This window comes from Bradyrhizobium sp. P5_C12 (assembly GCF_054049735.1).
Map to the genome: position 1 here is coordinate 35,402 of NZ_JBFULU010000014.1, position 25,250 is coordinate 60,651.

25 protein-coding genes are annotated in these 25,250 nt (G+C 64.3%); 4 read left to right on the forward strand and 21 right to left on the reverse strand.

Going from position 1 to position 25,250, the window contains the following annotated elements; all coding sequences use genetic code 11:
- Window positions 1-5 precede the first annotated feature (5 nt).
- Both ACXJMY_RS15020 and ACXJMY_RS15025 read left to right on the forward strand, forming a co-directional pair.
- A complete protein-coding gene (locus ACXJMY_RS15020; protein WP_456620121.1) occupies window positions 6-1,508 on the forward strand; it encodes a sugar ABC transporter ATP-binding protein in 1,503 nt (500 codons plus the stop codon).
- A 12-nt stretch (window positions 1,509-1,520) separates the two neighbouring features.
- A complete protein-coding gene (locus ACXJMY_RS15025; RefSeq protein WP_456620122.1) occupies window positions 1,521-2,549 on the forward strand; it encodes an ABC transporter permease in 1,029 nt (342 codons plus the stop codon).
- Between the two features lie 148 nt (window positions 2,550-2,697).
- On the opposite strand, the gene ACXJMY_RS15030 is transcribed toward ACXJMY_RS15025, so the two are convergent.
- The 3 genes from ACXJMY_RS15030 to ACXJMY_RS15040 are packed head-to-tail and all read right to left on the reverse strand — an operon-like array spanning window position 2,698 to window position 4,692.
- Window positions 2,698-3,387 (reverse strand): L-2-amino-thiazoline-4-carboxylic acid hydrolase, encoded by a 690-nt coding sequence (locus tag ACXJMY_RS15030; protein ID WP_456620123.1) that lies wholly within the window; start codon window positions 3,385-3,387, stop codon window positions 2,698-2,700.
- 47 nt (window positions 3,388-3,434) lie between these two features.
- Window positions 3,435-3,821, reverse strand: a complete 387-nt coding sequence (locus ACXJMY_RS15035; RefSeq protein WP_456620124.1) for a RidA family protein — start codon at window positions 3,819-3,821, stop codon at window positions 3,435-3,437.
- 1 nt (window position 3,822) lies between these two features.
- Window positions 3,823-4,692: a VOC family protein gene (locus ACXJMY_RS15040; RefSeq protein ID WP_456620125.1), complete on the reverse strand. Its 870-nt coding sequence runs from the start codon at window positions 4,690-4,692 to the stop codon at window positions 3,823-3,825.
- Window positions 4,693-4,820: 128 nt separating this feature from the next.
- Here ACXJMY_RS15040 and ACXJMY_RS15045 point away from each other — a divergent pair, with 128 nt between their 5' ends.
- Window positions 4,821-5,450 carry a LysR family transcriptional regulator gene (locus ACXJMY_RS15045; protein WP_456620126.1) on the forward strand — a complete coding sequence of 210 codons (630 nt, stop codon included), beginning with the start codon at window positions 4,821-4,823 and terminating at the stop codon, window positions 5,448-5,450.
- A gap of 727 nt (window positions 5,451-6,177) precedes the next feature.
- Here ACXJMY_RS15045 and ACXJMY_RS15050 read toward each other — a convergent pair.
- From ACXJMY_RS15050 to ACXJMY_RS15070, 5 genes are read right to left on the reverse strand one after another with little or no spacing between them, the layout of a single operon-like run.
- Complete coding sequence (locus ACXJMY_RS15050; RefSeq protein WP_456620127.1) at window positions 6,178-7,179, reverse strand: ABC transporter ATP-binding protein; 1,002 nt, start codon at window positions 7,177-7,179, stop codon at window positions 6,178-6,180.
- Window positions 7,172-8,152: an ABC transporter ATP-binding protein gene (locus ACXJMY_RS15055; RefSeq protein ID WP_456620128.1), complete on the reverse strand. Its 981-nt coding sequence runs from the start codon at window positions 8,150-8,152 to the stop codon at window positions 7,172-7,174. The genes ACXJMY_RS15050 and ACXJMY_RS15055 overlap by 8 nt, the downstream gene beginning before the upstream one ends.
- Window positions 8,149-8,970 carry an ABC transporter permease gene (locus ACXJMY_RS15060; protein WP_456620129.1) on the reverse strand — a complete coding sequence of 274 codons (822 nt, stop codon included), beginning with the start codon at window positions 8,968-8,970 and terminating at the stop codon, window positions 8,149-8,151. The genes ACXJMY_RS15055 and ACXJMY_RS15060 overlap by 4 nt, the downstream gene beginning before the upstream one ends.
- Complete coding sequence (locus tag ACXJMY_RS15065) at window positions 8,967-9,890, reverse strand: ABC transporter permease (protein WP_456620130.1); 924 nt, start codon at window positions 9,888-9,890, stop codon at window positions 8,967-8,969. Before ACXJMY_RS15065 ends, ACXJMY_RS15060 begins: the two co-directional genes overlap by 4 nt.
- Before the next feature lie 60 nt (window positions 9,891-9,950).
- The gene (locus ACXJMY_RS15070) at window positions 9,951-11,540 is read right to left on the reverse strand and encodes an ABC transporter substrate-binding protein (RefSeq protein ID WP_456620131.1); all 1,590 of its coding nucleotides are present in this window, start codon (window positions 11,538-11,540) and stop codon (window positions 9,951-9,953) included.
- Window positions 11,541-11,839: 299 nt separating this feature from the next.
- Between ACXJMY_RS15070 and ACXJMY_RS15075 the strand changes: the two genes are divergently transcribed.
- A complete protein-coding gene (locus ACXJMY_RS15075) occupies window positions 11,840-12,715 on the forward strand; it encodes a hypothetical protein (RefSeq protein WP_456620132.1) in 876 nt (291 codons plus the stop codon).
- Window positions 12,716-12,728: 13 nt separating this feature from the next.
- Here ACXJMY_RS15075 and mtnK read toward each other — a convergent pair whose 3' ends face one another.
- The 13 genes from mtnK to nuoH all read right to left on the reverse strand — a co-directional run bounded on the left by mtnK (window position 12,729) and on the right by nuoH (window position 25,246).
- Window positions 12,729-14,018: an S-methyl-5-thioribose kinase gene (gene mtnK, locus ACXJMY_RS15080; protein WP_456620133.1), complete on the reverse strand. Its 1,290-nt coding sequence runs from the start codon at window positions 14,016-14,018 to the stop codon at window positions 12,729-12,731.
- A gap of 35 nt (window positions 14,019-14,053) precedes the next feature.
- Window positions 14,054-14,401, reverse strand: coding sequence for a hypothetical protein (locus ACXJMY_RS15085; protein WP_456620134.1), 348 nt, complete (start codon window positions 14,399-14,401; stop codon window positions 14,054-14,056).
- Window positions 14,402-14,436: 35 nt separating this feature from the next.
- The gene (locus ACXJMY_RS15090) at window positions 14,437-14,712 is read right to left on the reverse strand and encodes a DUF1467 family protein (protein ID WP_456620135.1); all 276 of its coding nucleotides are present in this window, start codon (window positions 14,710-14,712) and stop codon (window positions 14,437-14,439) included.
- Window positions 14,713-14,721: 9 nt separating this feature from the next.
- Window positions 14,722-15,126: a methylmalonyl-CoA epimerase gene (gene mce, locus ACXJMY_RS15095; protein WP_456620136.1), complete on the reverse strand. Its 405-nt coding sequence runs from the start codon at window positions 15,124-15,126 to the stop codon at window positions 14,722-14,724.
- Between the two features lie 67 nt (window positions 15,127-15,193).
- Window positions 15,194-16,864: a ribonuclease J gene (locus tag ACXJMY_RS15100; RefSeq protein ID WP_456620137.1), complete on the reverse strand. Its 1,671-nt coding sequence runs from the start codon at window positions 16,862-16,864 to the stop codon at window positions 15,194-15,196.
- Entirely contained in the window at window positions 16,864-17,670 is an 807-nt protein-coding gene (locus ACXJMY_RS15105; protein WP_456620138.1) for a biotin--[acetyl-CoA-carboxylase] ligase, read from the reverse strand. Before ACXJMY_RS15105 ends, ACXJMY_RS15100 begins: the two co-directional genes overlap by 1 nt.
- Before the next feature lies 1 nt (window position 17,671).
- Window positions 17,672-19,108, reverse strand: coding sequence for an NADH-quinone oxidoreductase subunit NuoN (gene nuoN / locus ACXJMY_RS15110; protein ID WP_456620139.1), 1,437 nt, complete (start codon window positions 19,106-19,108; stop codon window positions 17,672-17,674).
- 22 nt (window positions 19,109-19,130) lie between these two features.
- Entirely contained in the window at window positions 19,131-20,639 is a 1,509-nt protein-coding gene (locus ACXJMY_RS15115) for an NADH-quinone oxidoreductase subunit M (protein ID WP_456620140.1), read from the reverse strand.
- Window positions 20,640-22,715 (reverse strand): NADH-quinone oxidoreductase subunit L, encoded by a 2,076-nt coding sequence (gene nuoL / locus ACXJMY_RS15120; RefSeq protein ID WP_456620141.1) that lies wholly within the window; start codon window positions 22,713-22,715, stop codon window positions 20,640-20,642. It lies immediately after the preceding gene.
- A gap of 7 nt (window positions 22,716-22,722) precedes the next feature.
- Window positions 22,723-23,031, reverse strand: a complete 309-nt coding sequence (gene nuoK / locus ACXJMY_RS15125) for an NADH-quinone oxidoreductase subunit NuoK (protein WP_027523804.1) — start codon at window positions 23,029-23,031, stop codon at window positions 22,723-22,725.
- Window positions 23,028-23,666: an NADH-quinone oxidoreductase subunit J gene (locus tag ACXJMY_RS15130; RefSeq protein ID WP_456620142.1), complete on the reverse strand. Its 639-nt coding sequence runs from the start codon at window positions 23,664-23,666 to the stop codon at window positions 23,028-23,030. Before ACXJMY_RS15130 ends, nuoK begins: the two co-directional genes overlap by 4 nt.
- Before the next feature lie 9 nt (window positions 23,667-23,675).
- On the reverse strand, window positions 23,676-24,164 hold the full coding sequence (nuoI, locus tag ACXJMY_RS15135; protein ID WP_026232873.1) for an NADH-quinone oxidoreductase subunit NuoI: 489 nt from the start codon (window positions 24,162-24,164) through the stop codon (window positions 23,676-23,678).
- Between the two features lie 14 nt (window positions 24,165-24,178).
- Window positions 24,179-25,246 (reverse strand): NADH-quinone oxidoreductase subunit NuoH, encoded by a 1,068-nt coding sequence (gene nuoH, locus ACXJMY_RS15140; protein WP_456620143.1) that lies wholly within the window; start codon window positions 25,244-25,246, stop codon window positions 24,179-24,181.
- Window positions 25,247-25,250: the final 4 nt, after the last annotated feature.

Consider the following 25,250-nt stretch of genomic DNA (forward strand, 5'->3'; position numbering starts at 1 on the left):
GCTCCATGCCTGAGGTCCGTTCGCCCATCCTGGAACTCCAGGGCATCACGAAGAGCTTCGGCGGCGTCGAAGCGCTTCGTGGTGTCGACTTCGCGCTTCTTCCCGGCGAGATCCATGGTCTCGTCGGCGAGAACGGCGCCGGAAAAAGCACGCTGATGAAGATCATCGCCGGCGTGCACACCGAATTCTCCGGCCGTTTCCTGATCGACGGACAGGAGACGCATTTCCGCTCGGCGCGCGATGCGCACGCCGCCGGCATCGCCATGGTGCATCAGGAGCTCTCTGTCGCGCCCGACCTGACGGTCGCCGAGAACGTGTTCCTGGGCAACCAGCCGACCAACCGGCTTGGTCTGGTGCAATGGCGGCGCATGGCGCGGGAGGCCGGCGAGCAGCTCGCCCGTTTCGGCATCGACGTCGATCCGATGTCGCGGCTCGGCGATCTCCCGATCGGGCTCCAGCAGTTGATCGAGATCGCGCGCGTGCTGTTCTCCGGCGCGCGCATCGTCATCCTGGACGAGCCGACCTCCGCGCTCTCTCCGCCCGAGGTCGAGCGGCTCTTTTCCACACTCCGACGCTTGCGCGAGCAAGGCACCAGCATCGTCTTCATCTCACATTTCATCGAGGACATCCTGCTTGTATCCGACACCGTGACGGTGTTCCGCAACGGGCGGAAGGTCGCCGAGACCACGGCATCGGCCACCAGCAAGGGCGCGCTGATCGAGGCCATGATCGGCCGCGCCGGCGAAGCGCTCGAGCACAGCTACACGGATGACCTCATGCTGCCGCGGCCGAGCGAGAGCTCGGTGGTGCTGAAAGTTGATCAGCTTTCGCTGGCCCGCAGCCTGAAGGACATCTCCTTCGAGGCCCGCGCCGGCGAGGTGCTCGGCATCTACGGTTTCATGGGCTGCGGCCAGCAGGAACTGTCCCGCGTCCTGTTCGGCAAGCTGAAGCCGGACGGCGGCACGCTGGCCGTCGACGGCAGGGCAAGAACCTTTGCGAGCACGGCGGCGGCACGGCGCGCCGGCGTGGCGCTGGTCCCGGAGAGCCGGCGCGCCATGCTGTTCCACCAGGAGCCGGTCTACAAGAACATCTCGATCAGCATTTTGGACCGCATCTCGGCCCTGCTGCTCAAGCCGGCGCAGGAGCGCGACATCGCCAAGCGGCAGGTCGAACAGTTGCAGATCAGGCCGCCGGTGGTCGGCCTCGACCTCGGCATGCTCTCCGGCGGCAACCAGCAGAAGGTCGCGCTCGCAAAATGGCTGACCTATCCGCCAAAGCTGCTGGTGCTGTGCGAGCCGACCCGCGGCATGGATGTCGGCGCCAAGAACGACGTCATCAACATCGTCCGCGACCTCCGCGCCAGGGGGCTCGCCATCATCGTGCTGTCGACCGAGCCGGAAACGGTGCTGTCGCTGGCCGACCGCATCCTCGTGCTCAAGCGCGGCGCGGTGGTGCGGGAATTTTCGAACGAGCCGGTCAGCAAGGACCGCCTGCTGGAAGCGGCGTGACGGAGAAGCACCATGGCGAGCAGTGAGACGGCTTTGGCGGCGGGTCGGCGGCCGCGTGGCGTTGCGCCCTTCCTGCGCTCGCAGATGCGCAACATCGCGCCGTTCCTGACACTGATCTTCCTGTCCGCCTTCTTCGCTCTTGCCAGCCCCTCCTTCGCCACGCTGGACAATCTCGGCAACATCCTGACCCAGGTGTCGGTCACCGGCATCATCGCCGTCGGCCTCACCTTCGTGATCCTCTGCGCGGAGATCGACCTCTCGATCGCCAGCATCGCCAACGTCACCGGCATCGCGGTCGCCTACTTCACCCTGCAAGAGTCCTACGTCAACATCGCCAATGTGCCCCTGCCCGGCGCTGTCGCGATCGTGCTGGCCATCCTGCTTTGCGCCCTGCTCGGCCTCGTCAACGCGCTGGGGCTGACCGTGATCGGCATCCCCTCCTTCATCATGACCTTGGCGATGATGCAGATTGCGGCCGGCATCTCGGCGCTGCTGGTGCGCGGCCAGATCGCCTACAAGGTGCCGAGCCTGATCACGACGCTCGGCTCGGGATCGATCGGCGGCATCCCATGGATCGTCATCGTCGCAGCCGTCATGCTGCTCGGCGGCCATCTGGTGCTGACCTACACCCGCTTCGGCCGCTACGTCTACATGGTTGGCGGCAATCGCGAGGCGGCCGAATATTCGGGCCTCAACGTCAAGCTCATCCTCGGCGCCGTCATGGTGATCTCGGCGGTCTGCTCCGGCATCGGCGGCATGCTGGGGGTCGCCCATTTCGGCAGCGCGCAGCAGAACGAGTTCGACACCTATCTGCTCGATTCCATCGCCGCGGTCGTGGTCGGCGGCACCAGCCTGTTCGGCGGCCGCGGTGGCATCGGCAACACCATCGTCGGGCTTTTCGTTCTCGGTGTCCTGAATAACGGCCTCGACCACGTCAACATCGACAGTTTCCTGAAGATCCTGATCCGCGGCCTGATCCTGCTGGCGGCGCTCGTCATCAACGTCTACGCGCAGCGACTGAGGGAGAAGGCGGCGGAGTAGATTGGCGTGCCGTCATGGCCGGGCTTGTCCCGGCCATGACGACCTTTTGCGGATCGCGAGCGCAGCGAAGCAAACCACACTGCCACCGCGGATGAGATCCTGGATTGCTTCGCTGCGCTCGCAATGACGATGTGGAGACGGAGGCGACCTAATCCGACGGGAGCCGCGAGAACCGGAAATTGCAGTGGCTCGCGCCGCCCGCCAGCGTTTGTGTCCTCTCCAGGCGGATGCCTCGCGTCGCATAGGCGTCGAAATCGAGCCCGCAGATGTTCGGCAGGATGTCCTTGTCGCCATGGCGGGCCGCGAATTTGCAAAAGCCGCAAGCCTTGTAGTTGATGCCGAATTCAAAGTCGTCACCTCGGCCCGGCTCGACGAAATCGTAGACGAAATCCTCGGGAAACTCTGTCTGATGGCTTTCCGAGGCGCTTTGCGTCGCCTGCTCGCGCAGCAAAGCCTGATTTTCCAACGACATGAATTGACGCCCCGCGGCGAGACGTTCCGCTTCTGATACGGTCAGCAATTGCGCCTTGTAGGTTTCCCGCTCGATCTCTCCGATCACGGACAGCGGCACGCCGTGTCGGCGCAGCACCCGGCTGATGGTCATGAAACCCATGAGACGCATGAAGAAGTCGCTCATGCGGCTTGTCGCACCTCCGACATAGGGCATTTGGGTGAGCACGATCTCGAATTCGTCCATCACATCCCGCCTGATCCCGTCAATCTCGGATAGCTGCGCGCGCTCGCGTAACATCACTTCGGCCAAGTCGAGGCGATGGCGCATGGCGGCCTCCATTGCACCGCGATGCGACTCGTAAAAGGGATGGACGGTCTCAACCATTGGACACCTGAAATAGTTGCCCCATTGCAAAGCCGGCGAAGCCGGTTTCATGCCGCGGCGATCGCCTCGATCTCCAGCAGCCATTTGCTGTCAACGGTCTCAACGACCACGACCGTCAGCGCCGGCCGATGTCCGCCGAGCACCGTGCCGCGAATGGTGCGGTTGGTCACGACCTGATTCCGGTCAGTCAGGAACGTGGTGACCTTGACCAGATGCTCGACGCCAAGGCCAGCGGCGGCGAGCACCTCGATCACGTTGCGCCAGGCCTGCTCGCATTGCGCGTCAAAACCTTCGGGCACGGTGCCGTCGGATCTTTCAGGCACCTGACCGCTGATGAACAGCAGGCGGCGATGCTGGCTTAGTTCAAGTCCCATGCTGTAACCGCCGGCGGGAGGGTGGACCGTTGCGGGATTGTGGCTGGCAATGTGAGCCATGTCAGTTTGCCTCCTGTTCGACGAATTCGAGCGCCACACCATGCACGGTGGCGGGTGGTACCAACAGCATGGCACCGGTCATCTCGAAGCCGACGCCATGATGTTGCAGCGTTCGCCTCGTCGCATCCAGATCAGCGACCGCCAGACGCGCCGCGCAAAAGCGCGGCGAAGCGCTGTTCGCGAGGCCCGGCAACCGGCGCGCCAACTCGGACGGGTCAAGCAAGGTGATCTGATCGCAGCGCTCACCAATCGTCAGCCGCCCGGGCGCAAGTTCGGCCGCACCTTCCGTGAGGCGCTCGAGAAAATCGCGATGCGCCGCCGGCTCCGCGACCGACATCACCACCTCGACCACGCGGAGGGCGCCGTTGGGATGACGCTGATACTGCGCCTTCCAGAACAGTTCCGGGGGGTGACGCTGCTGGCAGGTGAAGAACGCGATCCCGGGCATGGCGGGATCGGTGGCAAAGGCCAGCGAAAACGCGACGCGCGCCGTGTCTCCGCCCGGGAGCACCGCGTCACGGCCGAAATCGAACGGAGCGGAGGTCCCGATGCCATCGGCCCTGAAGCGCGCTGCATCGGCATGGGCGTCGGTGCTGTGCAAGGCCAGCAACGACATTCCTTCGGCGCGGCTAAGAAAATCGCGGTTGTGAGCCGCGAAGCTGAAGCGGCCCGGCGCGGCCGGAGGAACCAACGCATCGTCGGTGACGGCCAGCAACTCCAGAAAATTGTCGGCGAACTGCGCAAGGCGGTTGCTTGTTCCGAATGGGTGCACACCGGTCGGCGTGAGGTTGAAGCCCAGCGTCTGCCAATCCAGCGCAGCCTGTTCCAGATCGTGGACGCAAATGACGAGATGATCGATTCGGCGCGGCATGGGGTTTCTCCGGATTGCAGGCTGACCGTATCCGGCGGCATCACTGCTTCGCAAAGCATCATTCCTGCGGTTCAGCGCAAGAAAATCTATTGCAAGGCCACGGCCCATCGGTGTCAAACTGCACTGCAATGACCTACACCCTTCCACCTCTCAACGCGCTCCGCGCATTTGAGGCCGCCGCCCGGCATCTCAGCTTCAAGCTGGCCGCGCACGAGCTGCATGTGACGCCTGCGGCCGTGGGGCAGCAGGTGAAAGCGCTCGAAGCGCGCCTCGGCGTGCAGCTATTCGAGCGGCTGCATAAGCAACTCATTCTCACCGCGGCCGGTCAGGCCTATCTGCCCGGGGTATCCGATGGCTTTCGCCATATTGCGGATGCGACCTCGCAATTGAAACCGGCGGGCGCGGTGCTGCTGCAATTGGGCGTCCATGGCAGCTGCGATCTGCGCCGCCTCGGATTGGCAGAGTTTCGCGGCGCGCATGCGGACATCGGTTTGCGGGTGCTGCAGCCCGCCGGCCTGCACGAATTGGTCGAGGGCAAGGTTGACCTGCTCATCGCCCGCGGTCTCGGCCACCATCCGGGCTATCGCTTCGACCGGCTCAATGAGGGACCAGGCCTCGGCGATTGGCTGATCGCGCCTGAAGGCACCGCAGATTGCCCCGAGATCGTCAGCTTCCGCGACTGGCTGCGCGCCCTGCCGGCCGAGAGCTCGCTCGCCAATCACCGCCGCCCTCGTCTGGTCGGCACTATCGGAAGTTGAGGCGAGCGTGAAGCATGGCGCGAGCCCCCGCCGGTAGGGCCGGAAGCATTCCCTGAATCGTTTCGGCCGGAATTTGCTGCGCCCGCACTTGCGGAGCAAATAGAATAAAAACGAAGGCAAGTAGTAATGATCCAGATGCTCTGTGCATGACGGTATCGCTGGACGCGTGTCGGAGGCTTATCCCAAAACTTTGTTAGGCCGCCGCGCTTCTATAGCATCGCAAGCCTGTGGGTGATCGATGGGACTCGGACTACCGTTCGTATTGGATCTAGCTAAGAGAGTTGTAGACTAATTATGAGAGTGCGGCGGTATGGGAGCAGAACGATGAAGCGATCAATCGCGTTGCCAATATCTCTAGTGGTTGGACTCTTCGCTGCCAGTCCTCAACGGGCAAGTGCTGTAGTTTACTGTCAGTATGTAAGCTATCCTGCCCATTGCGTCGTCCGGCCGAGCGGCATCGTCTCGCCAGCCTACGAAGCCGGAAGACTCCCGCCTTCGATTGGGCCTCGGCCGAGCGGTCTCCTAAGGCAGGATCTATTCGATCGGAATAACCCAAACAACCTGCGGTCCGATTGGCCCAGTCCACCCGCTCAACCGGGCCAGTAGCAAAACGTAGCGAATAAAGTAATGGCAAAATTGCTTTGCGAGGAGGCGGGGTCATCGAAGCCGACGCGCCGGGGATTAATGGCGCGCCACTTCGCCACGGTGCATTGAGCGAGTTCGATGACTACGCGTGACGAATCTCGTCAGCCCGCCAGCATCGCACCGCGTGCCCGTCGGCCCGCGTTTCGAGCGCCGGCCCAGGCTCCTGGCGGCACACGGCTTCAGCATAGCGGCAGCGCGGGCTGAACGCACATCCATCCGGCGGATCGAGCGGATTGGGAAGGTCGCCCCCTGTCGTGGCGAGCGGTGCATGGCGCAGCGGATCGGGGATCGCGGCGATGAGGGCTTGCGTATAGGGGTGCGCCGGACGTTCGAAGATCTCGCGCCAGTCGCCATTCTCCACGATGCGGCCGAGATACATCACGGCGACCCGGTCGCTCATGTGTTCGACGACGCCGAGGTCGTGGCTGATCATGATGTAGGAGAGGCCGAGCGTCTCCTTCAATTCCAGCAGCAAATTGATGATCTGGGCGCGAATCGAGACATCGAGCGCCGACACCGGTTCGTCGCAGATGACGATCTTTGGATTGAGGATCAGGGCACGCGCAATGCCGATACGCTGGCGCTGGCCGCCGGAGAATTCATGCGGATAGCGGTCGGCCTGTTCGGGCCGCAGACCCACATGCCGCAGCATGACCACCACGCGGTCCTCGATCTCGCTCTTTGCCGTCACGCCATGCACACGCAGGGGATCTTCCAGCGTGCGGCGGACGGTCTGGCGGGGATTAAGCGAGGCGTAGGGATCCTGAAAGACGATCTGCACGGTGCGGGCCAGCGACTTTCGGTCGCCGGATTGCCTGTTGGTCACCACCTGCCCGTCCAGCACGATGCGGCCGCGCGTCGGCGTCAAGAGGCCAAGAATCGACAATGCGACCGTCGATTTGCCGGAGCCGGACTCGCCGACGAGGCCGAGACATTCGCCGCGCTTCAGCGTGAGGTCGACACCATCGACGGCACGGAGCAGCCGCCGCTCGCGGCCCAGCAAGCCGCCGCCTAGCGGAAAATGCACCGCGAGATCCTCGACACTGAGAATGACGTCGTCCGGCCTCCCCTGCGGTTCATGCATGGTGGTGACACCTCACCAGACCGCCCGCGTCCAGCCATGTCGTCTCCGGCGCGACTGCCCGGCAGATATCGGTCGCCTGCGCGCAACGCGGATTGAACCTGCAGCCATCCGGGAAGCTCGTGATGGCCGGGACGACACCCGCGATCTCCTTGAGCCGGGTACGGCCGAGCGCGGCGCGGCTGCCCAGCCGCGGCAGCGAGTCGACCAGCCCTTGCGTATAGGGATGCGAGGGCGCCCGGAAGATATCCGCCGAACCGCGCTCCTCCACAATACGGCCGGCATACATGACGGCGACGCGACGACAGACATTGGCGACCAGGCCGAGATCGTGGCTGATCATCAAAATGGCCGTTCCTCGCTCGGCGCATAGATTGCGCATCAGCTCGATGATTTCGGCCTGCACGGTCACGTCGAGCGCGGTCGTCGGCTCGTCGGCGATCAGAAGATCCGGACCGCATGCCAGCGCGATGGCGATCATCACGCGTTGACGCATGCCGCCCGACAGCTGGTGCGGGTAATCCTTCACCCGGCGCTCGGGTGCGGGGACGCGGACGCTCGCCAGCGCCTCGACCGCCAGCCGGTCTGCGTCCCGCCAGCTCTTGCCCTTGTGCAGCACGAACATCTCGGCGATCTGCCGGCCCACCGGCGAGACCGGGTTCAGCGCCGTCATCGGCTCCTGGAAGATCATGGCGATGCGGTTGCCGCGCAACTCCCGCTGCCTGGCCGCGGAAAGGTGCTGGATCTCCTGCCCCTCAAACCGGATGACGCCGCCGCCGATCGAGAGCGGCTGCCGCAACAGGCCGATCAAAGCGAGTGCGGTGATGCTCTTGCCGCAGCCGGATTCGCCGACGAGCCCGAATGTCTCGCCACGATCGATCCGGAACGAAATGCCCTCCGCCGCCGCGACCCGCCTCGCGCCGTCGTCGAGATCGATGCGCAAATCCTCGACTTCGATCAGCGGCGAGCCCGTCATGTGCGCCGGCTCCGCGATTGCGGATCGAGAATGTCGCGCAGGCCGTCGCCGAGCAAATTGAGGCCGAGCACCGTCAGSAAAATGGCGAGGCCGGGAAAGACCGAGAGCCACGGCGCCGTCGTGATCTGGTCGCGGGCCTCGGACAGCATGCTGCCCCAGCTTGGAAAAGGCGGGCGGACGCCGAGGCCGAGGAACGACAATGCAGCTTCCGACAGGACCGCGCTGCCCATGCCCAGCGTGCCGATGACGATGATGGGTCCGAGCATGTTCGGCAGCAGCTGCGTGATCATGATGCGCAAATCTCCGTAGCCGAGTACGGTTGCGGCCTGCACATAGCCCTGGCTCTTGAGCGACAGCGCCGACGCCCGTGCGATCCGGCACGTGAACGACCAGTTGGTCAGCCCGAGTGCGATGAGCAGGCTCGTCAGCCCGGGTCCAAGCACCGCCATGATGGCCAAGGCGAAGATCAGCGAGGGGATCGCGAGCATGAGATTGGTCAGCCCGTTGACGACATCGTCCCACCAGCCGCCCCAATAGCCGGCGCTCAGGCCCAGGGCCACGCCGATGACGCTGTTGATGAGCTGCGAGACGATGCCGACCGTCAGCGAGACGCGCGCGCCGTACACGACGCGGGAATAGATGTCGCGGCCCTGCCCGTCGGTCCCGAACCACCAGGTCCAGCTCGGTGGCTCTTCCGCATTCATCAGGTTGGCGTCCAGGACGGGATCGGTATGCGCCAGCCAGGGCGCGAGCAGGCCGACAAGGACCGCAAGCGCGAACAACCCCCCGCCGATGATGAGATTGGCACGGAGCTTCATGCGTATCTGATCCGGGGATCGATCACGCCGTAGAGCAGATCGATCAGCAAATTGATCGCAAGAAAGAACATCACCACCACAAGAATGGAGCCCTGGACGGCGGGAATGTCGCGCTGCAGGACACTGTCGACCAGCAGCGAGCCGATGCCCGGCCAGGAGAACAATTTCTCGACGACGACCGCCTGTCCCATCAACGCGCCGAATTGCAGGCCGGTTGTCGTGAGAATCAGGACGAGCGCATTGCGCGTCACGTGCCACTTCACGACCCGGGTCTCGCTCATGCCCTTCGAGCGCGCCGTGCGGACAAAATCGGCGGTCATGATCTCGAGGACTGCGGCGCGCGTCGTCCGGGCCAGCAGCGCCATCGGCGAGACGCCGAGTGTCACGGCCGGCAGGATCAGATATTTGAGGCTGCCATCGCCATAGCCAAAACTCGGCAGCCAGCCGAGTTTCAACGCGAACAGGTACATCAACAGCAGCCCGAGCCAGAACTTGGCCATTGAAAGGCCCGACACCGCCACGACCATCGAGGCCGTATCGATGATGCTGCCCGGCTGCAGCGCCGCGACGAATCCGAGGGGGACGCCGATCGCAATCGCAAACGCCATGGCTGCGAATATCAGTTGCAGCGTCGGCCATGCCCGTTTGGCGATCATGGCAGTGACCGGCTCGCGGGTCCGGAACGACGTCCCGAAATCACCGGTCGCGAGCTTGGCGATGTAGGACCCGAAACGCATGTAGACGGGCTCGTCGAGGCCGAGCTGCTTCTTCATGCGCGCCTCGACCTGCGGATCGGCATCGTCGCTCATGGTCGAGACGATGCTGCCCGGAACGACGCTGAACAACGCAAAGACCAGCAGCACGACAGCAAGCACGGTCGGAACGGTTTGCAGGAGACGGCGGAGCAGGAACGAGAGCATCCAGGCTTTTCCTCTCTCCCCCCACCGATCGTCGCGATGGAGGGAGCGCGAGAGCGCGTGTCACTTCGCGGGCGAGGTCTCGTCGACCCAGAGGTCTTCGACGTTCTGATGGGTCAGCTCCGTCGCGTTCAACTGGATCCCCTTGAGCCATGGCTGCACCGCCATGACCGCCTTGTTGTAGTTGAAGAACCAGACCGGGGCTTCCTCATAGAGCAGCGCATTGGCCTTTTGCAGCAGTTGGCCGCGCTTTGCGGCATCGTCGGCCTGCCCGGCCTCGTCCATTAGCTTGTCGAAGTCCGCATTCTTGAAGTTCATGTAGTTGCAGGCTGATTGCGGCGTCGACGAGTGGAAGCATTTGAGGGCGGCCTGGGGATCCGGCCCGGTCGCCTGGGAATAGACAAAGGCCTGGTAGTCGCCGCTGCGAACCACCTCCGCCAGCACCGCGGTCTCGACCTGCTTGACCTTCGCCTTGATGCCCACCCTGTCCAGCATCGGGATGACGGCCGTGACGATCGGCAAGCCCCAGCTTTCGTTCTGGCTGGTGGTCCATTCGAATTCGAAGCCGGTGGGATAGCCGGCGTCCGCGAGCAGCTGCTTCGCCTTGGCGGGATCGAAGGCATAGGGCTTCATGGTCTTGTCGTAGAGGGGAGACGTCAGCGGCAGCCAGCTGGTGGCACGATACGCCTTGCCCTTGACCAGCTTGTTGATGATCAGATCGGTATCGATCGCATAGTTGATCGCCTGCCGAACGCGCTTGTCGGCGAACGGCTTGAACGCCGGATTCATCCCCATGTACCGCGTGAAGACCTCGGCGACTTCGACGATGGTGCCCTTGAGATCGGCATCGGCCTGATAGGCGACATACTGGGCAGGTCCCAGCACCGAGGTGTCGATCTCCTTGTTGCGGAAGGCGACATCGCGTGCCGCGGCCTCGCCCATGACCGACACGATGATCTTGTCGGCGTAGGGCTTGCCCGGCTTGTAGAACCGGTCCCACCGCTCCAGAACGATGCGCGATCCCGGCACGTGCTCGACGAATTTGAATGGACCAAGACCGATCGGCTTCTGAATGAAGCTCTCCTTGGTGGCCTCGTCGGCGGGATAGATCGACGTCAGCGCGTTGAAGAAGTAGAAGCCCGGATCGACCTTCTCGGTCAGCTTCATCTCGATGGTGAAGTCGTCGATCTTCTTCAGGCCGGAGATGTCCTTGGCCTGGCCCTTCTCGACCGCGGCCGCGCCCTCGATCACGCGGACAAAGCGCGCGCCGGGATAGGCCTTGGTGCCGTCCATGATGCGGTTGTAGGACCAGATGACGTCGTCGGCCGTCATCTTGCGGCCGTGGTGGAAATAGGCGTCGTCGCGCAGCTTGAAGGTGTAGACGAGACCGCCGCCCGAGACGATGACCTCCTTGGCAAGTTCCGGAACCGGCTTGCCCTCAGCGGAGTCCCAAATGTAGAGCGACCGATGCAGGGCCTTGGCGTAGATCTCGTCCTGGGCGCGCTGAGTGGTGTGAATGTCCAAACTTGTGAAACTGGAACCATAAGGCGCCGTCATGCGGATGGTCCCGCCCTTGCGCGGTGTCTGAGCCTCCACTGATCCGGCGAGCGCCAGTCCCAACCCAGCGACGATCGCCACAATCCTGAACATCATGTCCCCTCCGGCACTGCAGGCATATTCCAGTCACGGAGTTGACCACTCGCGGCACGTCGAGTGCAAGCTCCTCTTTTCGCCTTGGATGCCGCAGTTCCTTGCAACACTTCGTTCGAGACGCCCGCCCCGGGGGGCGAGCCCTCAGGTGAAGCCGTAGTTCGCGGCGAGCCCCTCAACCCGTCGAGAATCGGAAGCGGAAACAACGATCTACGAGCGGTGAACGTCCGGCGTGATCGATGCGACCAAGCTCAGGACAAGGGCCTTCAGCCCAGTGATCTCGTCGAGATGGGAATCCGGACATGAAAAGCCGAACGCTAGGTGCTTTGCTTATCGGCGGTCTGGTCGCCGCCGCAGCTGTGCTGGCAAGCCCGGTCGCGGCCAGCCTCGGCCGGTACAGCGAGGCGGACAGCATCCGGTTCAGCTGGAGTCGCACCACCGGCGTGAACGACTATCTTGACGAAACGTGGTGGGCGGTCCGGGGCCATGACACTCCGGATAATTTCGCCGAACGACTGCTCAGCATCCCCGTCGGAGCGGTCGCACGGGGCGCAGGTGCGGGTTTCGAAGCCAGGGTTTCCCAGGGCACCGGTCTGCCACTGCCAGAGAGTTGGAGCATCGCTACGGCGAAGAATTCGCCGTTCATCACGTCGGTCTACGCCGAGACCCCGCGCGATCTCGCGGCGGTGCTCGGCTTCTATCGCACCGAGCTCGGCAAGCGTGGCTGGATCGAGACGGTGGTCGAACCAGACCGGGCCGTGATCACCTTCACGACGACCCGTGGACCGGTCCTGCTCCGGCTTTCCCGTCAGAACGACAGGACAATCGCCGAACTTTCGCTGCGCAAGCCGGGTATCGCGGATTGCGGCCTCCTGCCGAGGCCGAGCCAGGCAAGGCTGATGCTCGGCAACAAGTCGGACGAGGGGGCGGTCATCACCGTCGCCGACCAGACCATCAAGCTGGCGGCGCACGCCGGCGAGAAACTGGCACAGTCCGACTCCGCCGCATCCGACATACCGGACAGCCAAAAGATCGATCTGCCGCCCGGCAAGTACAAGGTCACCCTCAAGGTCGAGGGCGGCACGGTCCAGATCCGGGAGTTCGAGGTCGCGGCCAACGAGACCTGGGGTCTGCTGGCCGGCACTGACGGCGTCCTGCTGCCGATGCGGCTTTATTGAAGCGCATCGGCCTCTAGCCGTTCGCAAACTCCGGCATCCAATCGCGCAGCTTTCGCGCGGCGCCGGTGACGTCAGCGATCGTCCGAAACGCCCCCGTCTCCACCATCATCGCCCTCGCCAGCCGCACCGCGCGGGCTTCGCTGGTCGCCCGCTTCTTCGGATCCTCGATCAGCTCGAAATCGATGTTGTGGGCGAGACCGAAGATGCGGCGGATGGTTTTTGCGGCGGCGAAGCCGACGGTGTCGGTGAAGAGACGCTGCATATAGGCCTGCCGCTCCGCCTCAAGGCGGGCGGCGCCCTTCTCGCCGGCGAAGAGTGAGGCCGGATAGGCATCCCCCGAAGCACTGGCGCGCCAGAGGTCGAGGAATTTTCCGGCGAACTCGGTCCAGACCTGCTCGACCGTCTCCAGCATCCAGCCCTCGAACGCAGCCCGCTCGCCCGGCGAGCGCTCGTGGCCGGCGGAGGCAAAATAGGCCATCAGGAGGTTGGCCAGCACGGCGCCGACGTCGAACCCCATCGGGCCATAGAATGCGAATTCCGGGTCGATCACCCGCGTCTGGCTCTCAGTCACCATGATAGAGCCGGTGTGGAGGTCGCCGTGGAGCAGCGCTTCCGGGCTTGCCATGAATTTCAGCTTCAGGCGGGAGATCGCGACATGCAGCTCCATGTCCTCGCGCAGGCTCGCGGCCAACCCGTCGAGGTATGGCACGGTCCAGCGGTTCTGCTCGGCGATGCGGTAGGGATCGGTGAAGATCAGGTCTTCCGTGATCTTGCAGAGCGCATGGTTGCCGGCGAAGGCTGCGATGCCATCCTTCTTCTCGGCCGCGGACAGCGCGAGGTCGGAGGTGAAGAACAGCGTCCGCGCCATGAAGGTGGTGATGTCGCCCGCGAAGCGCGGATATTGCGTTGCCGCGACCAGCCCCTTGCGCATGATGATGTGGGGCTCGAGCAGCTCCATCACCGTCAGCGCCAGCGCATCGTTGTGATGCAGCACCGCCGGTACCAGGCCGGGTGCGAGCTGGGCCTGCTTCGACAGGGACAGATATTCGTAGTGGGCCCGCGACAGTGGCAGCGGCCAGCTCTCGCCGACGAGGCGGACGTAAGGCAGCGCCTGCTTCACGGCGACGCCGCCGCTTGCGCCCTTGACGATGAAGACCAGATTGAGATTGCCGTCGCCGACCTCGGTGATCGACCAGGCGGCCGGCTCCGCGCCGTACAGCGCCTTAAGGTCCGGAACGCCTGCGAGATAGTCCCGCAAGGCCGCCTCATGCAGAATCCGGTAGTCCCCCCGCCCCTCGGTCATGACGATCCCATCCCATGCTTGGCATGGCCGGATCGTTACTCCCGCTCCAGGAAGCTCGAGCCGATCTCGGCCTTTCTTTTGATCGGATCGTAATCACAATAAACGCTGTCCGCTACCAGCGTGTAGCTGGCGCTGACGTTGTATTTGTCCAGCTTGACCGAGTTCAGCCCGATCACCGAGGTGCTCTTGCCGCCGTTCCACTTGAACGGCGTCGAGCTCTTGGCCTGCTCGCAGGCCATCACGGCCTCGTTGAAGACGTAGCCCTCGACGAACGCCTTCAGCGTCCGCACCTGCACGGCCATCTTCCACTCAAAATAGCCGATGGCACCGAGGCCGGCGACGATCAGCACCAAGAGCGCAACGACGATCCTTTGAAAAGTCATCCGTCCCCCCAAAACAACTACGCAACTATGAAAATCTAAAACGGCATTCCCATCAGCTTCGACAGGCGCTCGATCGAAAGGTAGCCGGCCTGATAGGCGATCATGCCGAGCCCGTAGATGACCGCCGAGATGATCGTGGTCCAGATCAGCTTGGGTCCCATCCGGGTCAGGATCGGCGCGCCGGGGTCGGTGCCGGGTGCGCCGACGCCGTCCTCGTGCTGGCTGCGCACGCCGAACGGCAGCGTCAGAAACAGCGCGATCCACCAGATGACGAAGTAGATCGCGATCGCGGTCGATATCTGGATGGCCATGGTCCGGCCTTACGCCTGCTCGATTTCGACCAGGGCGCCCGAAAAGTCCTTCGGGTGCAGGAACAGCACCGGCTTGCCGTGGGCGCCGATCTTCGGCACGCCGTCACCGAGCACCCGCGCGCCCTCCTTCACCAGCGTGTCGCGCGAGGCGATGATGTCGACCACCTCGTAGCAGACATGATGGATGCCGCCATCGGCATTGCGCTCGAGGAACTTTGCGATCGGCGAGCCCTCGCCGAGCGGCTCGATGAACTCGATCTTGGTGTTGGGCAGCGTCGCGAACACGGTGGTGACGCCATGCTCGGGCAGCGCCACGGCCTCGGAAATCTGGGCGCCAAACGCCGCGCCGTAGATTTTTGCAGCCTTGACGGCATCCTTGGTCGCGATCGCGACATGGTTCAGCCGGCCCAGCATCGTTCTTCTCCCTCAGGGCATGATCCGGAAAAGCGCGAAGCGGTTTTCCGAAAAGACCATGCCTCAATTATACTGTCAGGACATGTACCAGACAGGGGGGCTTTTTGCCCCAATGTTCGTTGATCACGGCCCGGACGGCGCGTCGCACCGACTCGGCCAGCGCGTCCGGATCGCGCCGGCGCGCCTTTGGCAGGCCCTCGACGGTCGTTACCACGGCGTCGAAGACGAGGTCGTCGAAGGGCTCCCCCTCCCTGTTCTTGTCGGGAATGCCGACGAGATCGACCTCGGGATCGTCGGCCAGCTCGCCCTGCTCGGTCATGGCGATGGCCACGAAGGCGCAGCCGGAAAACGCCATCCGGCGCCGCTCGACCACCGCGCGCGACTTGGAATCCTCCAGGATGGTGCCGTCCTTGTAGAGCCGGCCGGAGGGCAATTCGCCAATGATGCCGGGATCGCCCGGGCCGAGCTTGATCAGGTCGCCGTTGCGAACCACCAGGACGCGCGGCACGCCGGCCGCGCGTGCGAGCTTGGCATGCTCGTGCAGGTGCAGCGCCTCGCCATGGACGGGGATCAGGAGCTGCGGCCTGGTCCAGGCGATCATGTCGCGCAGCTCGTCGCGGCGCGGATGGCCGGAGACGTGGACCAGATGGGTGCGGTCGGTGATGACCTCGACGCCCTGCAGGATCAGATTGTTGATGATCGAGCCGACGGCCTTCTCGTTGCCGGGAATGGTGCGCGAGGAGAAGATCACGCTGTCGCCGCGGTTGAGCGTGATCTCGGGATGATCGTCATTGGCGATCCGCGCCAGTGCCGCGCGGGCCTCGCCCTGGCTGCCGGTGCACAGCGCCAGCACCTTGTCCTGCGGGAGATGGCCGTAGACCTCCGGCGAGCGGAAATTCTGCACGCCGTCGAGGAAACCGGTCTCGCGCGCGACCTGCGTCACCCGCTCCATGGCGCGGCCGACCACGACCACCTCGCGGTCCGCGGCCTTCGCGGCATCGGCAACGGCCTTGATGCGTGCGACGTTGGAGGCAAAGGTCGTGACCGCGACGCGGCCCTTGGCGGCCTTGACCAGTTCGATGATGGTCTTGGCGACCTCGGCCTCCGAGGGCGAGCGGCCGTCGCGGACCGCATTGGTGGAATCGCCGATCAGGGCGAGCACGCCCTCCTCGCCCAACTCGCGCAGCCGCTTTTCGTCGGTCGGGCGGCCGATGATCGGGGTCGGGTCGATCTTCCAGTCGCCGGTGTGCAGCACCGTGCCGACCTCGGTGTGGATCGCCAGCGCATGCGATTCCGGAATCGAATGCGCCACCGGGATGAACTCGACGTTGAACGGGCCGATATCGACGCGTCCGCCCGAGGGCACCACCGTCACCGGGATCTTCGGCGCGTTGCGCTCGGCGGCGCATTTGGCCTCGAACAATGCGGCGCTGAACTGCGTCGCATAGATCGGGCATTTCAGCCTCGGCCAGAGGTCGATGATGGCGCCAAAATGGTCCTCATGGGCGTGGGTCAGCACCAGCCCCATCAGGTTCTTGCGTTCCTTCTCCAGGAAGCTGATGTCCGGCATGATCAGGTCGATGCCCGGCAGATGCTCCTCGTCGCCGAAGGACACGCCGAGATCGATCGCGAGCCAGGCCCGCTGCTGGCGGTTGCCGAGGCCATAGATCGACAGGTTCATGCCGATCTCGCCGACACCGCCGAGCGGCGCAAACACCAATTCGTCAGGTTTCGCCATCACGCAGCTCCCACGGAGGCGGCCGAGCCAAAGAACACCTCGCCGGCCGCCACCGGCAGGCGTCGGCCGTCAGTGGTGCGGACGATCAGGCAACCGGTGTCGTCGATCGTGTCGAAAATGCCTTCGAGCGTCTTCGTTCCCGTGTTGATCGCGACCCTCTCGCCAAGACCGGCGGCACGCGCCAGCCACAACTTGCGGATCTCGGCAAAGCCGCGACCATTGTCCCAGATGCCGCGGAATTCCACCCAGGCGTCAGACAGCGCCGAAAACAGCTCTTCCGCGCTGATCTGGACGCCAAGCGCGGCGAGCGACACCGCGGGCGTCGGCATGCCCTCAGGCGCAGCCACGACGTTGGTGCCGATGCCGACGACGACGGCAAGACGGTCGCCGACGGCTTCGGCCTCGAGCCCGATGCCGACGAGCTTCCTGCCATTGGCGAGGACGTCATTCGGCCATTTCAGGGCGTATCGGGGCCTGCTCGGACCGAGCCGCAGCGCGGCCTCGAGGCTGACCTTCTCAAGCGCGGCTTCCTCCGCCAGCCCGGCCGCAAAGCCGATCGTGGCGGCAACCGCAGGCGCGACGTCGACGATTTCGAGGACGCTGGCGGCCAGATTGCCGGGCGGCGCGATCCATGGGCGCTGGCGCCGGCCGCGGCCGGCCGTCTGCTCCGACGTCACGAACCAGATCGGGCCGCGCTCGCCGGCGCGAGCGCTTTCGATCGCCTCGGTATTGGTCGAGCCGGTCCGTTCGAAGGCTGCGAGCTTGTAGCCCGCCGATAGAGCGCGAGGACCGAGCGCGAACCCCATCCTAAAACAGTGACTTTGCCGCGGCGGAGGCGACGCTCACCACCGGGCCCGCGAACAGCGCGAAGAGGATGTTGAAAAGGCCTGCGACCGCCAGCACCGTCCGCACCTCGATGCGCACCGGATCGACCTGGCCGGCCGGCTCGTCGAAATACATCGTCTTGACGATGGTGAGATAGTAGTAGGCGCCCACCACGCTGGAGAGCACGCCGATCACCGCGAGCGTGAACAGATTGGCCTTGATGGCGGCGACGAAGACGTACCATTTGGCGAAAAAGCCCGCGAGCGGCGGAATGCCGGCGAGCGAGAACAGCAGCATCGCGAACATGAAGGCGAGCAGCGGGTTGGTGCGCGAGAGCCCTGCGAAATCGCTGATCCGCTCGACCGCCTGGCCGTTGCGCTTCATGGCCAGGATGATCGAGAACGAGCCGAGCGTCATCGCGACATAGATCACGATGTACATCAGCACGCCCTGCGCGCCCTCAACCGTGCCGGAGGCGAGGCCGACCAGGGCAAAGCCCATATGGCCGATCGAGGAATAGGCCATCAGGCGCTTGATGTTGCTCTGGCCGATCGCGGCGAAGGAGCCGAGCACCATCGAGGCGATCGCCACGAACACCAGGATCTGCTGCCACTGCGAGACGATACCGGGGAATGCGGTGAGCGTGACGCGGGTGAACACGGCGAGTGCGGCGACCTTCGGGGCCGAGGCGAAGAAGGCGGTGACCGGCGTCGGGGCGCCCTCGTAGACGTCGGGCGTCCACATGTGGAACGGCACCGCCGAGACCTTGAAGCAGAGGCCGGCGAGCAGGAACACCAGGCCGAACACCAGGCCGACATTGGCGGCCGTCGCGGCCGCCGCGATGCCGGCGAAGGAGACCGTGCCGGTGAAGCCGTAGACCAGCGACGAGCCGTAGAGCAGCATGCCGGAGGACAGCGCGCCCAGCACGAAATACTTCAGACCGGCTTCGGTCGACTTGGCGTTGTCGCGGTTCGAGGACGCCACGACGTAGAGCGCGAGCGACATCAGCTCGAGGCCGAGATAGAGCGAGATCAGATCGCCGGCCGAGATCAGCACCATCATGCCGAGCGTCGAGAGCAGCACCAGGATCGCGTATTCGAAGATACGGCGCGACGGATCGGACAGGAACTCGGTCGACAGCACCAGCGTCACCGCCGAGCCGATCAGGGCCAGGATCTTCATGAAGCGCGCGAAATCGTCGACGATGAAGCTGCCGCCGAAGGTCACCTGCTTGCCCGCGGGCTGGAGGTAGACCAGCACCCCGACCACGACCAGGAGCAGGACCGCGAGCGAGGTGACCGTCTTGGTCGTCTCCTGCCCGCGATAGGCGCCCAGCATCAGGAGCGCCATGGCGCCGACCGCGAGCACGAGCTCGGGCAACACCGGCGCCAGTTGATAACCTGCAGTCTCAAAGCTCATGGCGATATCCTGACCTGCCCGCTCACTGGAGCAGTGCGGCGGCCTTCACGGCCGTCACAGCGGTGTTGTAGTTGTTGACGAGTTGCTGGACCGAGGCGGCCGACATGTCGAGCACCGGCTTCGGATAGACGCCGAACAGGATCGTCAAGGCGATCAGCGGGAACAGCGTCAGGCACTCCCGGAAGGTGAGATCCTTCATGCTCGCCAGCGACGGCTTGACCAGCGCCCCGAACACGACCTTGCGGTAGAGCCACAGCGCGTAGCCGGCCGACAGGATCACGCCGAAGGTGGCGAAGAACGCGGTCGGGATCGAGACCTTGAAGGTGCCGAGCAGCGTCATGAACTCGCCGACGAAGCCGCTCGTTCCGGGCAGGCCGACATTGGCCATGGTGAAGACCATGAAGGTCAGCGCATAGAGCGGCATCCGGTTGACGAGGCCGCCATAGGCCGCGATCTCGCGGGTGTGCAGGCGGTCGTAGACGATGCCGACGCAGAGGAACAGCGCGCCGGAAACGATGCCGTGCGAGATCATCTGGAACATGCCGCCGGCGACGCCCTGCATGGTGCCGGCGAAGATGCCCATGGTGACGAAGCCCATGTGCGCGACCGACGAGTACGCGATCAGCTTCTTCATGTCCTCCTGCATCAAGGCCACCAGCGAGGTGTAGATGATGGCGATGGCCGAGAGCGTGAAGATCAGCGGCGCGAAGTCATGCGAGGCCAGCGGGAACATCGGCAGCGAGAAGCGCAGGAAGCCGTAGCCGCCCATCTTCAAGAGGATCGCGGCAAGGACCACCGAGCCCGCGGTCGGCGCCTCGACGTGGGCGTCGGGGAGCCAGGTGTGCACCGGCCACATCGGCATCTTCACCGCGAACGAGGCGAAGAAGGCCAGCCACGCCCAGGTCTGCAACGACCGCGGCACGGCCGTGTGCATCAGGGTCGGGATGTCGGTGGTGCCGCCGTTCCAGTACAGCGCCATGATGGCGAGCAGCATCAGGACCGAGCCGAGCAGCGTGTAGAGGAAGAACTTGAAGGACGCGTAGACCCGGCGCGGGCCGCCCCAGACGCCGATGATCAGGAACATCGGGATCAGGCCGCCCTCGAAGAACAGGTAGAACAGCACGAGATCGAGCGCCGAAAAGGTACCGATCATCAGCGTTTCCAGGATCAGGAACGCCATCATGTATTCGCGAACGCGGTTCGTGACCGACTTCCAGCTCGCGATGATGCAGAACGGCATGATGGCGGTGGTCAAGATCACCAGCGGCAGCGAAATGCCGTCCACGCCCATGTGGTAGGTGATGCCGGTAGCGAGCCAGTTCGCCTTCTCGACGAACTGGAAGTCGGCGTTGGACGGATCGAAGCGCATGACCAGGAGCACCGACACCGCGAAGGTGATCAGCGTGGTCCACAGCGCGATCCAGCACGAGTTGCGCCGCGAGGCCTCGTCATCGCCGCGGCTGAGATAGACGATCAGCGCGCCGACCAGCGGCAGGAACGTCGTGACGGATAGAATGGGCCAGGTCGTCATTTACTGGCCTCCAAAGCCGAACATGAACCAGGTGATCAGGCCGGCGGCGCCGATCAGCATGGCGAATGCGTAGTGATAGAGATAGCCGGTCTGGATCTTGACGACGTTGCGGGTGACGTCCAGCACGCGGGCCGAGACGCCGTCGGGACCGAAGCCGTMGATGACGAAGCCGTCGCCCTTCTTCCAGAGCTGATAGCCGATCCACTTCGCCGGACGGACGAAGATGATGTCGTAGAGCTCGTCGAAGTACCATTTGTTGAGCAGGAACTGGTACAGCCCCGGCTGGGTCTGCGCGAGCTCGACCGGCAGGTAAGGCCGCCGGATGTAGAACAGGTACGAGACGAGGAAGCCCAGCACCATCATCACCGTCGGCAGGAGCGCGATGGTCTCGGGGATGTGGTGCATCTCCTCGATGATGTGCGGGTTCATCTTCACGGAGTCGCGGAAGAACTCCTCGACGCCGTGGCCGGCGAACAGCTCCTTGAACGGGAAACCGGCGACGATGGAGCCGACCGCGAGCACGCCGATCGGGATCAGCATCCAGACCGGGGCCTCATGCGCCGCCTCGTAGTGTTGCTCGTCATGCGGCTCGCCGTGGAAGGTCTTGAAGATCAGGCGCCAGGAGTAGAACGAGGTCAGGCCGGCGGCGACGACCGTCATCAGGAAGCCGTAGGTCGCGAACGGATTGTGCGACGCATAGGCTGACTCGATGATCGCGTCCTTGGAGAAATAGCCGGCGGTGAGCGGGAAGCCGGTCAACGCCAGCGTGCCGACCACCATCACCGCATAGGTGTAGGGGATCTTGCGCCAGAGGCCGCCCATGTTGCGGATGTCCTGCTCGTGGTGCATCGCGTAGATCACCGAGCCGGAGCCCAAGAACAGCAGCGCCTTGAAGAAGGCGTGGGTGAACAGGTGGAACATGCCGACCGAATAGGCCCCCGCTCCCATCGCCACGAACATGTAGCCGAGCTGCGAACAGGTCGAATAGGCGACGATGCGCTTGATGTCGTTCTGGACGAGGCCGATGGTCGCGGCGAAGAACGCCGTGGTCGCGCCGAAGAACATCACGACGGCCTGCGCGTTCGGTGCGAGCTCGAACAGCGGCGACAGGCGCGCCACCATGAACACGCCGGCGGTGACCATGGTCGCGGCATGGATCAGCGCCGAGACCGGGGTCGGGCCTTCCATCGCGTCCGGCAACCAGGTGTGCAGCAGGAACTGCGCCGACTTGCCCATCGCGCCCATGAACAGCAGCAGGCAGGTCAGGGTCAACGCATTGGCGTGCCAGCCGAGGAAGTCGATGGTCTTGCCGGTGAGGTCCGGCGCGGCATGGAAGATCGTCTCGAAATCGGTCGAGCCGACGAGGGCGAAGATCGCGAAGATGCCGAGCGCGAAGCCGAAATCGCCGACGCGGTTGACCACGAAGGCCTTGATCGCCGCCGCGTTCGCCGACGGCTTCTGATACCAGAACCCGATCAGCAGGTAGCTGGCGAGACCGACGCCCTCCCAGCCGAAGAACAGCTGCACGAGGTTGTCCGCGGTCACCAGCATCAGCATGGCGAAGGTGAACAGCGAGAGATAGCCGAAGAAGCGCGGCCGGTACGGATCCTCGTCCATGTAGCCGATGGAATAGAGGTGCACGAGCGAGGACACGGTCGTCACCACCACCAGCATCACCGCGGTGAGCGTGTCGACCCGCAGCGCCCAGTAGACCTGGAGGTCGCCGGAGAAGATCCACGGCAAGAGCTGGACCCGGGCGTCGTGGTGCATGAAACCGACGTCGACCAGCGTCATCCAGGACAGCGCCGCCGACACGAACAGCAATGCCGTCGTGATCAGCTCGGCCGCGCGCGAGCCCGCCGCTGCCGGCTCGGAGACGTGGTGGTCGTCATGGCCATGATCGTCGTGGCCGTGATCGTCATGGGCGGCGGCCGCATGGGCGTCGCCATGGCCGTGCGCGTCATCATGATGCTCGACCGTGTCGCCTGAGGGGTTGCGGGCATGCGCGCCGAACAGCGAGATCAGGCCAGCAAGAATGGCGCCCAGCAGAGGCAGAAAGACAATTGCCTGAACCATAGCCGGGTTAACCCTTCATCAGATTGACGTCCTCAACCGCGATCGAGCCGCGGTTGCGGAAATAGACCACCAGGATGGCGAGACCGATCGCAGCTTCGGCAGCCGCGACCGTCAGCACCAGCAGCGCGAAGACCTGGCCGACGATGTCGCCGAGGAAGGTCGAGAACGCCACGAAGTTGATGTTGACCGAGAGCAGGATCAGCTCGATCGACATCAATATGACGATGATGTTCTTGCGGTTCAGGAAGATGCCGAGGATGCCGAGCGTGAACAGGATCGCGCCGACCGCCAGATAATGTCCGAGCCCGATCGTCATTTCACCCACTCCGCCGCGTCGGCGTCCGAGAGCCCCTGCCCCGGCGCCACCTTGCGCATCGCCATCGCCATCTCCGGCGTGCGCGCGTTCTGAACGTTGATGTCCTGCCGCTTCACGTTCGCCTTGTGGCGCAGCGTCAGCACGATGGCGCCGATCATCGCGACCAGCAGCACCATGCCGGCGAGCTGGAAGTAGTGGATGTACTTTGTATAGAGCACGAGCCCGAGCGCCTCGGTGTTCGAGACATTGGTCGGGATCGCCGCCGTGATGGTCTTGGCGACACCGGGGTTGATGACCCAGAAGCCGACGGTGAGCAGCAGCTCGAACATGAAGATGCCGCCGATCACGAGACCGACCGGCAGGTACTCGATGAAGCCCTCGCGCAGCTCGAGGAAGTCGACGTCGAGCATCATGATCACGAACAGGAACAGCACCGCGACGGCGCCGACATAGACGACGATCAGGATCATCGCCAGGAACTCGGCGCCCATCAGCACGAACAGGCCGGAGGCGTTGACGAAGGCCAGGATCAGATACAGCACGGAGTGCACGGGATTGCGCGAGACAATCACCATCACCGCCGAGGCGACGCAGACGCCGGCGAACAGATAGAAGAACAGCGCGGGAAGGATCATGCTCTCATCTCACCGGTACGGCGCGTCGAGCTCGATCGCCTTCGCGATCTCGCGTTCCCAGCGGTCGCCGTTGGCGAGCAGCTTGGCCTTGTCATAGAACAGTTCCTCGCGGGTCTCGGTCGCGAACTCGAAGTTCGGACCTTCGACGATGGCGTCGACCGGGCAGGCCTCCTGGCAGAGGCCGCAATAGATGCACTTCACCATGTCGATGTCGTAGCGCACGGTGCGGCGGGTGCCGTCGTTGCGGCGCGGGCCGGCCTCGATGGTGATGGCCTGCGCCGGGCAGACCGCTTCGCACAGCTTGCAGGCGATGCAGCGCTCTTCGCCGTTCGGATAGCGGCGCAGCGCATGCTCGCCGCGGAAGCGCGGCGAGATCGGGCCCTTCTCGAACGGATAGTTCAGCGTCGGCTTGGGCTGGAAGAAATAACGCATGGCGAGGAAGAACGCCGAGACGAATTCCGACAGCAGAAGCGAGCGTGCGGTGGCGTTGATGTTGATACCCATGACGGCCCTCACTTCGGCGCGATGCCGGCGAAGTGCAGCACACCGGCCACCACGACCACCATCGCCAGCGACAGCGGCAGGAACACCTTCCAGCCGAGCCGCATCAGTTGGTCGTAGCGGTAGCGGGGCACGATCGCCTTCGCCATCGCGAACAGGAAGAACATGAAGAAGACTTTGAGCGAGAACCAGATGATCCCCGGCACCCAGTTGAAGGGCGGTAGGTCCACCGGCGGCAGCCAGCCGCCGAGGAACAGGATCGTCGCCAGCGCGCACATCGTGACGATGGCGACATACTCGCCGAGCATGAACAGCAGATACGGCGTCGAGCCGTACTCGACCATGAAGCCGGCGACGAGCTCGGACTCCGCTTCGACAAGGTCGAACGGCGGACGGTTGGTTTCCGCCAGCGCCGAGACGTAGAAGATGACGAACATCGGGAACAGCGGCCACACATACCAGTTCAGGACGGTGAGCTGCGGCAGCCCGATCAGGCTGGCAAGGCCGCGCGCATGCTGGGCCTCGACCACCGCCGACAGGTTCAGCGTGCCGGCGCAGAGCAGCACGGTGATGATGACGAAGCCGATCGAGACCTCGTAGGACACCATCTGCGCCGCCGAGCGCAGCGCGGCCAGGAACGGGTATTTCGAGTTCGACGACCAGCCGGCCATGATGATGCCGTAGATCGACAGCGACGAGATCGCGAAGATGAAGAGGACGCCGACATTGATGTCGGAGATCACCCAGCCGAGATTGGTCGGGATCACCGCCCATGCCGCGAGCGCGAGCACGCAGGACACCAGCGGCGCCAGCAGGAAGACGCCCTTGTTGGCGCCGGCCGGAATGATCGGCTCCTTCAACACGAACTTCAAAAGGTCGGCGAAGGACTGCAGCAGGCCCCAGGGACCGACCACGTTCGGGCCGCGCCGGATCTGCACCGCCGCCCAGATCTTGCGGTCGGCGAGCAGGATGTAGGCGATCGCGACCAGCAGGACGACGAGCACCAGGACGCTCTCCGCGACCATGATGATCAGCGGCCAGAGGAACCCCGTCCAGAATGCGCTTTCGAAGAATTCCATCAGC

Bases quoted from the DNA above. Each gene is read 5' to 3' on its own strand.
- ACXJMY_RS15115 (WP_456620140.1), bottom strand. From the start codon at position 20,639: ATGACGACCTGGCCCATTCTATCCGTCACGACGTTCCTGCCGCTGGTC.
- ACXJMY_RS15085 (WP_456620134.1), bottom strand. From the start codon at position 14,401: ATGACTTTTCAAAGGATCGTCGTTGCGCTCTTGGTGCTGATCGTCGCC.
- ACXJMY_RS15020 (WP_456620121.1), top strand. From the start codon at position 6: ATGCCTGAGGTCCGTTCGCCCATCCTGGAACTCCAGGGCATCACGAAG.
- nuoK (WP_027523804.1), bottom strand. From the start codon at position 23,031: ATGACGATCGGGCTCGGACATTATCTGGCGGTCGGCGCGATCCTGTTC.
- nuoN (WP_456620139.1), bottom strand. From the start codon at position 19,108: ATGAGCTTTGAGACTGCAGGTTATCAACTGGCGCCGGTGTTGCCCGAG.
- nuoH (WP_456620143.1), bottom strand. From the start codon at position 25,246: ATGGAATTCTTCGAAAGCGCATTCTGGACGGGGTTCCTCTGGCCGCTG.
- ACXJMY_RS15075 (WP_456620132.1), top strand. From the start codon at position 11,840: ATGAAAAGCCGAACGCTAGGTGCTTTGCTTATCGGCGGTCTGGTCGCC.
- ACXJMY_RS15065 (WP_456620130.1), bottom strand. From the start codon at position 9,890: ATGCTCTCGTTCCTGCTCCGCCGTCTCCTGCAAACCGTTCCGACCGTG.
- ACXJMY_RS15045 (WP_456620126.1), top strand. From the start codon at position 4,821: ATGACCTACACCCTTCCACCTCTCAACGCGCTCCGCGCATTTGAGGCC.
- ACXJMY_RS15105 (WP_456620138.1), bottom strand. From the start codon at position 17,670: ATGGGGTTCGCGCTCGGTCCTCGCGCTCTATCGGCGGGCTACAAGCTC.
- ACXJMY_RS15100 (WP_456620137.1), bottom strand. From the start codon at position 16,864: ATGGCGAAACCTGACGAATTGGTGTTTGCGCCGCTCGGCGGTGTCGGC.
- ACXJMY_RS15030 (WP_456620123.1), bottom strand. From the start codon at position 3,387: ATGGTTGAGACCGTCCATCCCTTTTACGAGTCGCATCGCGGTGCAATG.
- ACXJMY_RS15130 (WP_456620142.1), bottom strand. From the start codon at position 23,666: ATGATCCTTCCCGCGCTGTTCTTCTATCTGTTCGCCGGCGTCTGCGTC.
- mtnK (WP_456620133.1), bottom strand. From the start codon at position 14,018: ATGACCGAGGGGCGGGGGGACTACCGGATTCTGCATGAGGCGGCCTTG.
- ACXJMY_RS15025 (WP_456620122.1), top strand. From the start codon at position 1,521: ATGGCGAGCAGTGAGACGGCTTTGGCGGCGGGTCGGCGGCCGCGTGGC.
- ACXJMY_RS15090 (WP_456620135.1), bottom strand. From the start codon at position 14,712: ATGGCCATCCAGATATCGACCGCGATCGCGATCTACTTCGTCATCTGG.
- ACXJMY_RS15070 (WP_456620131.1), bottom strand. From the start codon at position 11,540: ATGATGTTCAGGATTGTGGCGATCGTCGCTGGGTTGGGACTGGCGCTC.
- ACXJMY_RS15040 (WP_456620125.1), bottom strand. From the start codon at position 4,692: ATGCCGCGCCGAATCGATCATCTCGTCATTTGCGTCCACGATCTGGAA.
- mce (WP_456620136.1), bottom strand. From the start codon at position 15,126: ATGCTGGGCCGGCTGAACCATGTCGCGATCGCGACCAAGGATGCCGTC.
- ACXJMY_RS15055 (WP_456620128.1), bottom strand. From the start codon at position 8,152: ATGACGGGCTCGCCGCTGATCGAAGTCGAGGATTTGCGCATCGATCTC.
- ACXJMY_RS15035 (WP_456620124.1), bottom strand. From the start codon at position 3,821: ATGGCTCACATTGCCAGCCACAATCCCGCAACGGTCCACCCTCCCGCC.
- ACXJMY_RS15050 (WP_456620127.1), bottom strand. From the start codon at position 7,179: ATGCATGAACCGCAGGGGAGGCCGGACGACGTCATTCTCAGTGTCGAG.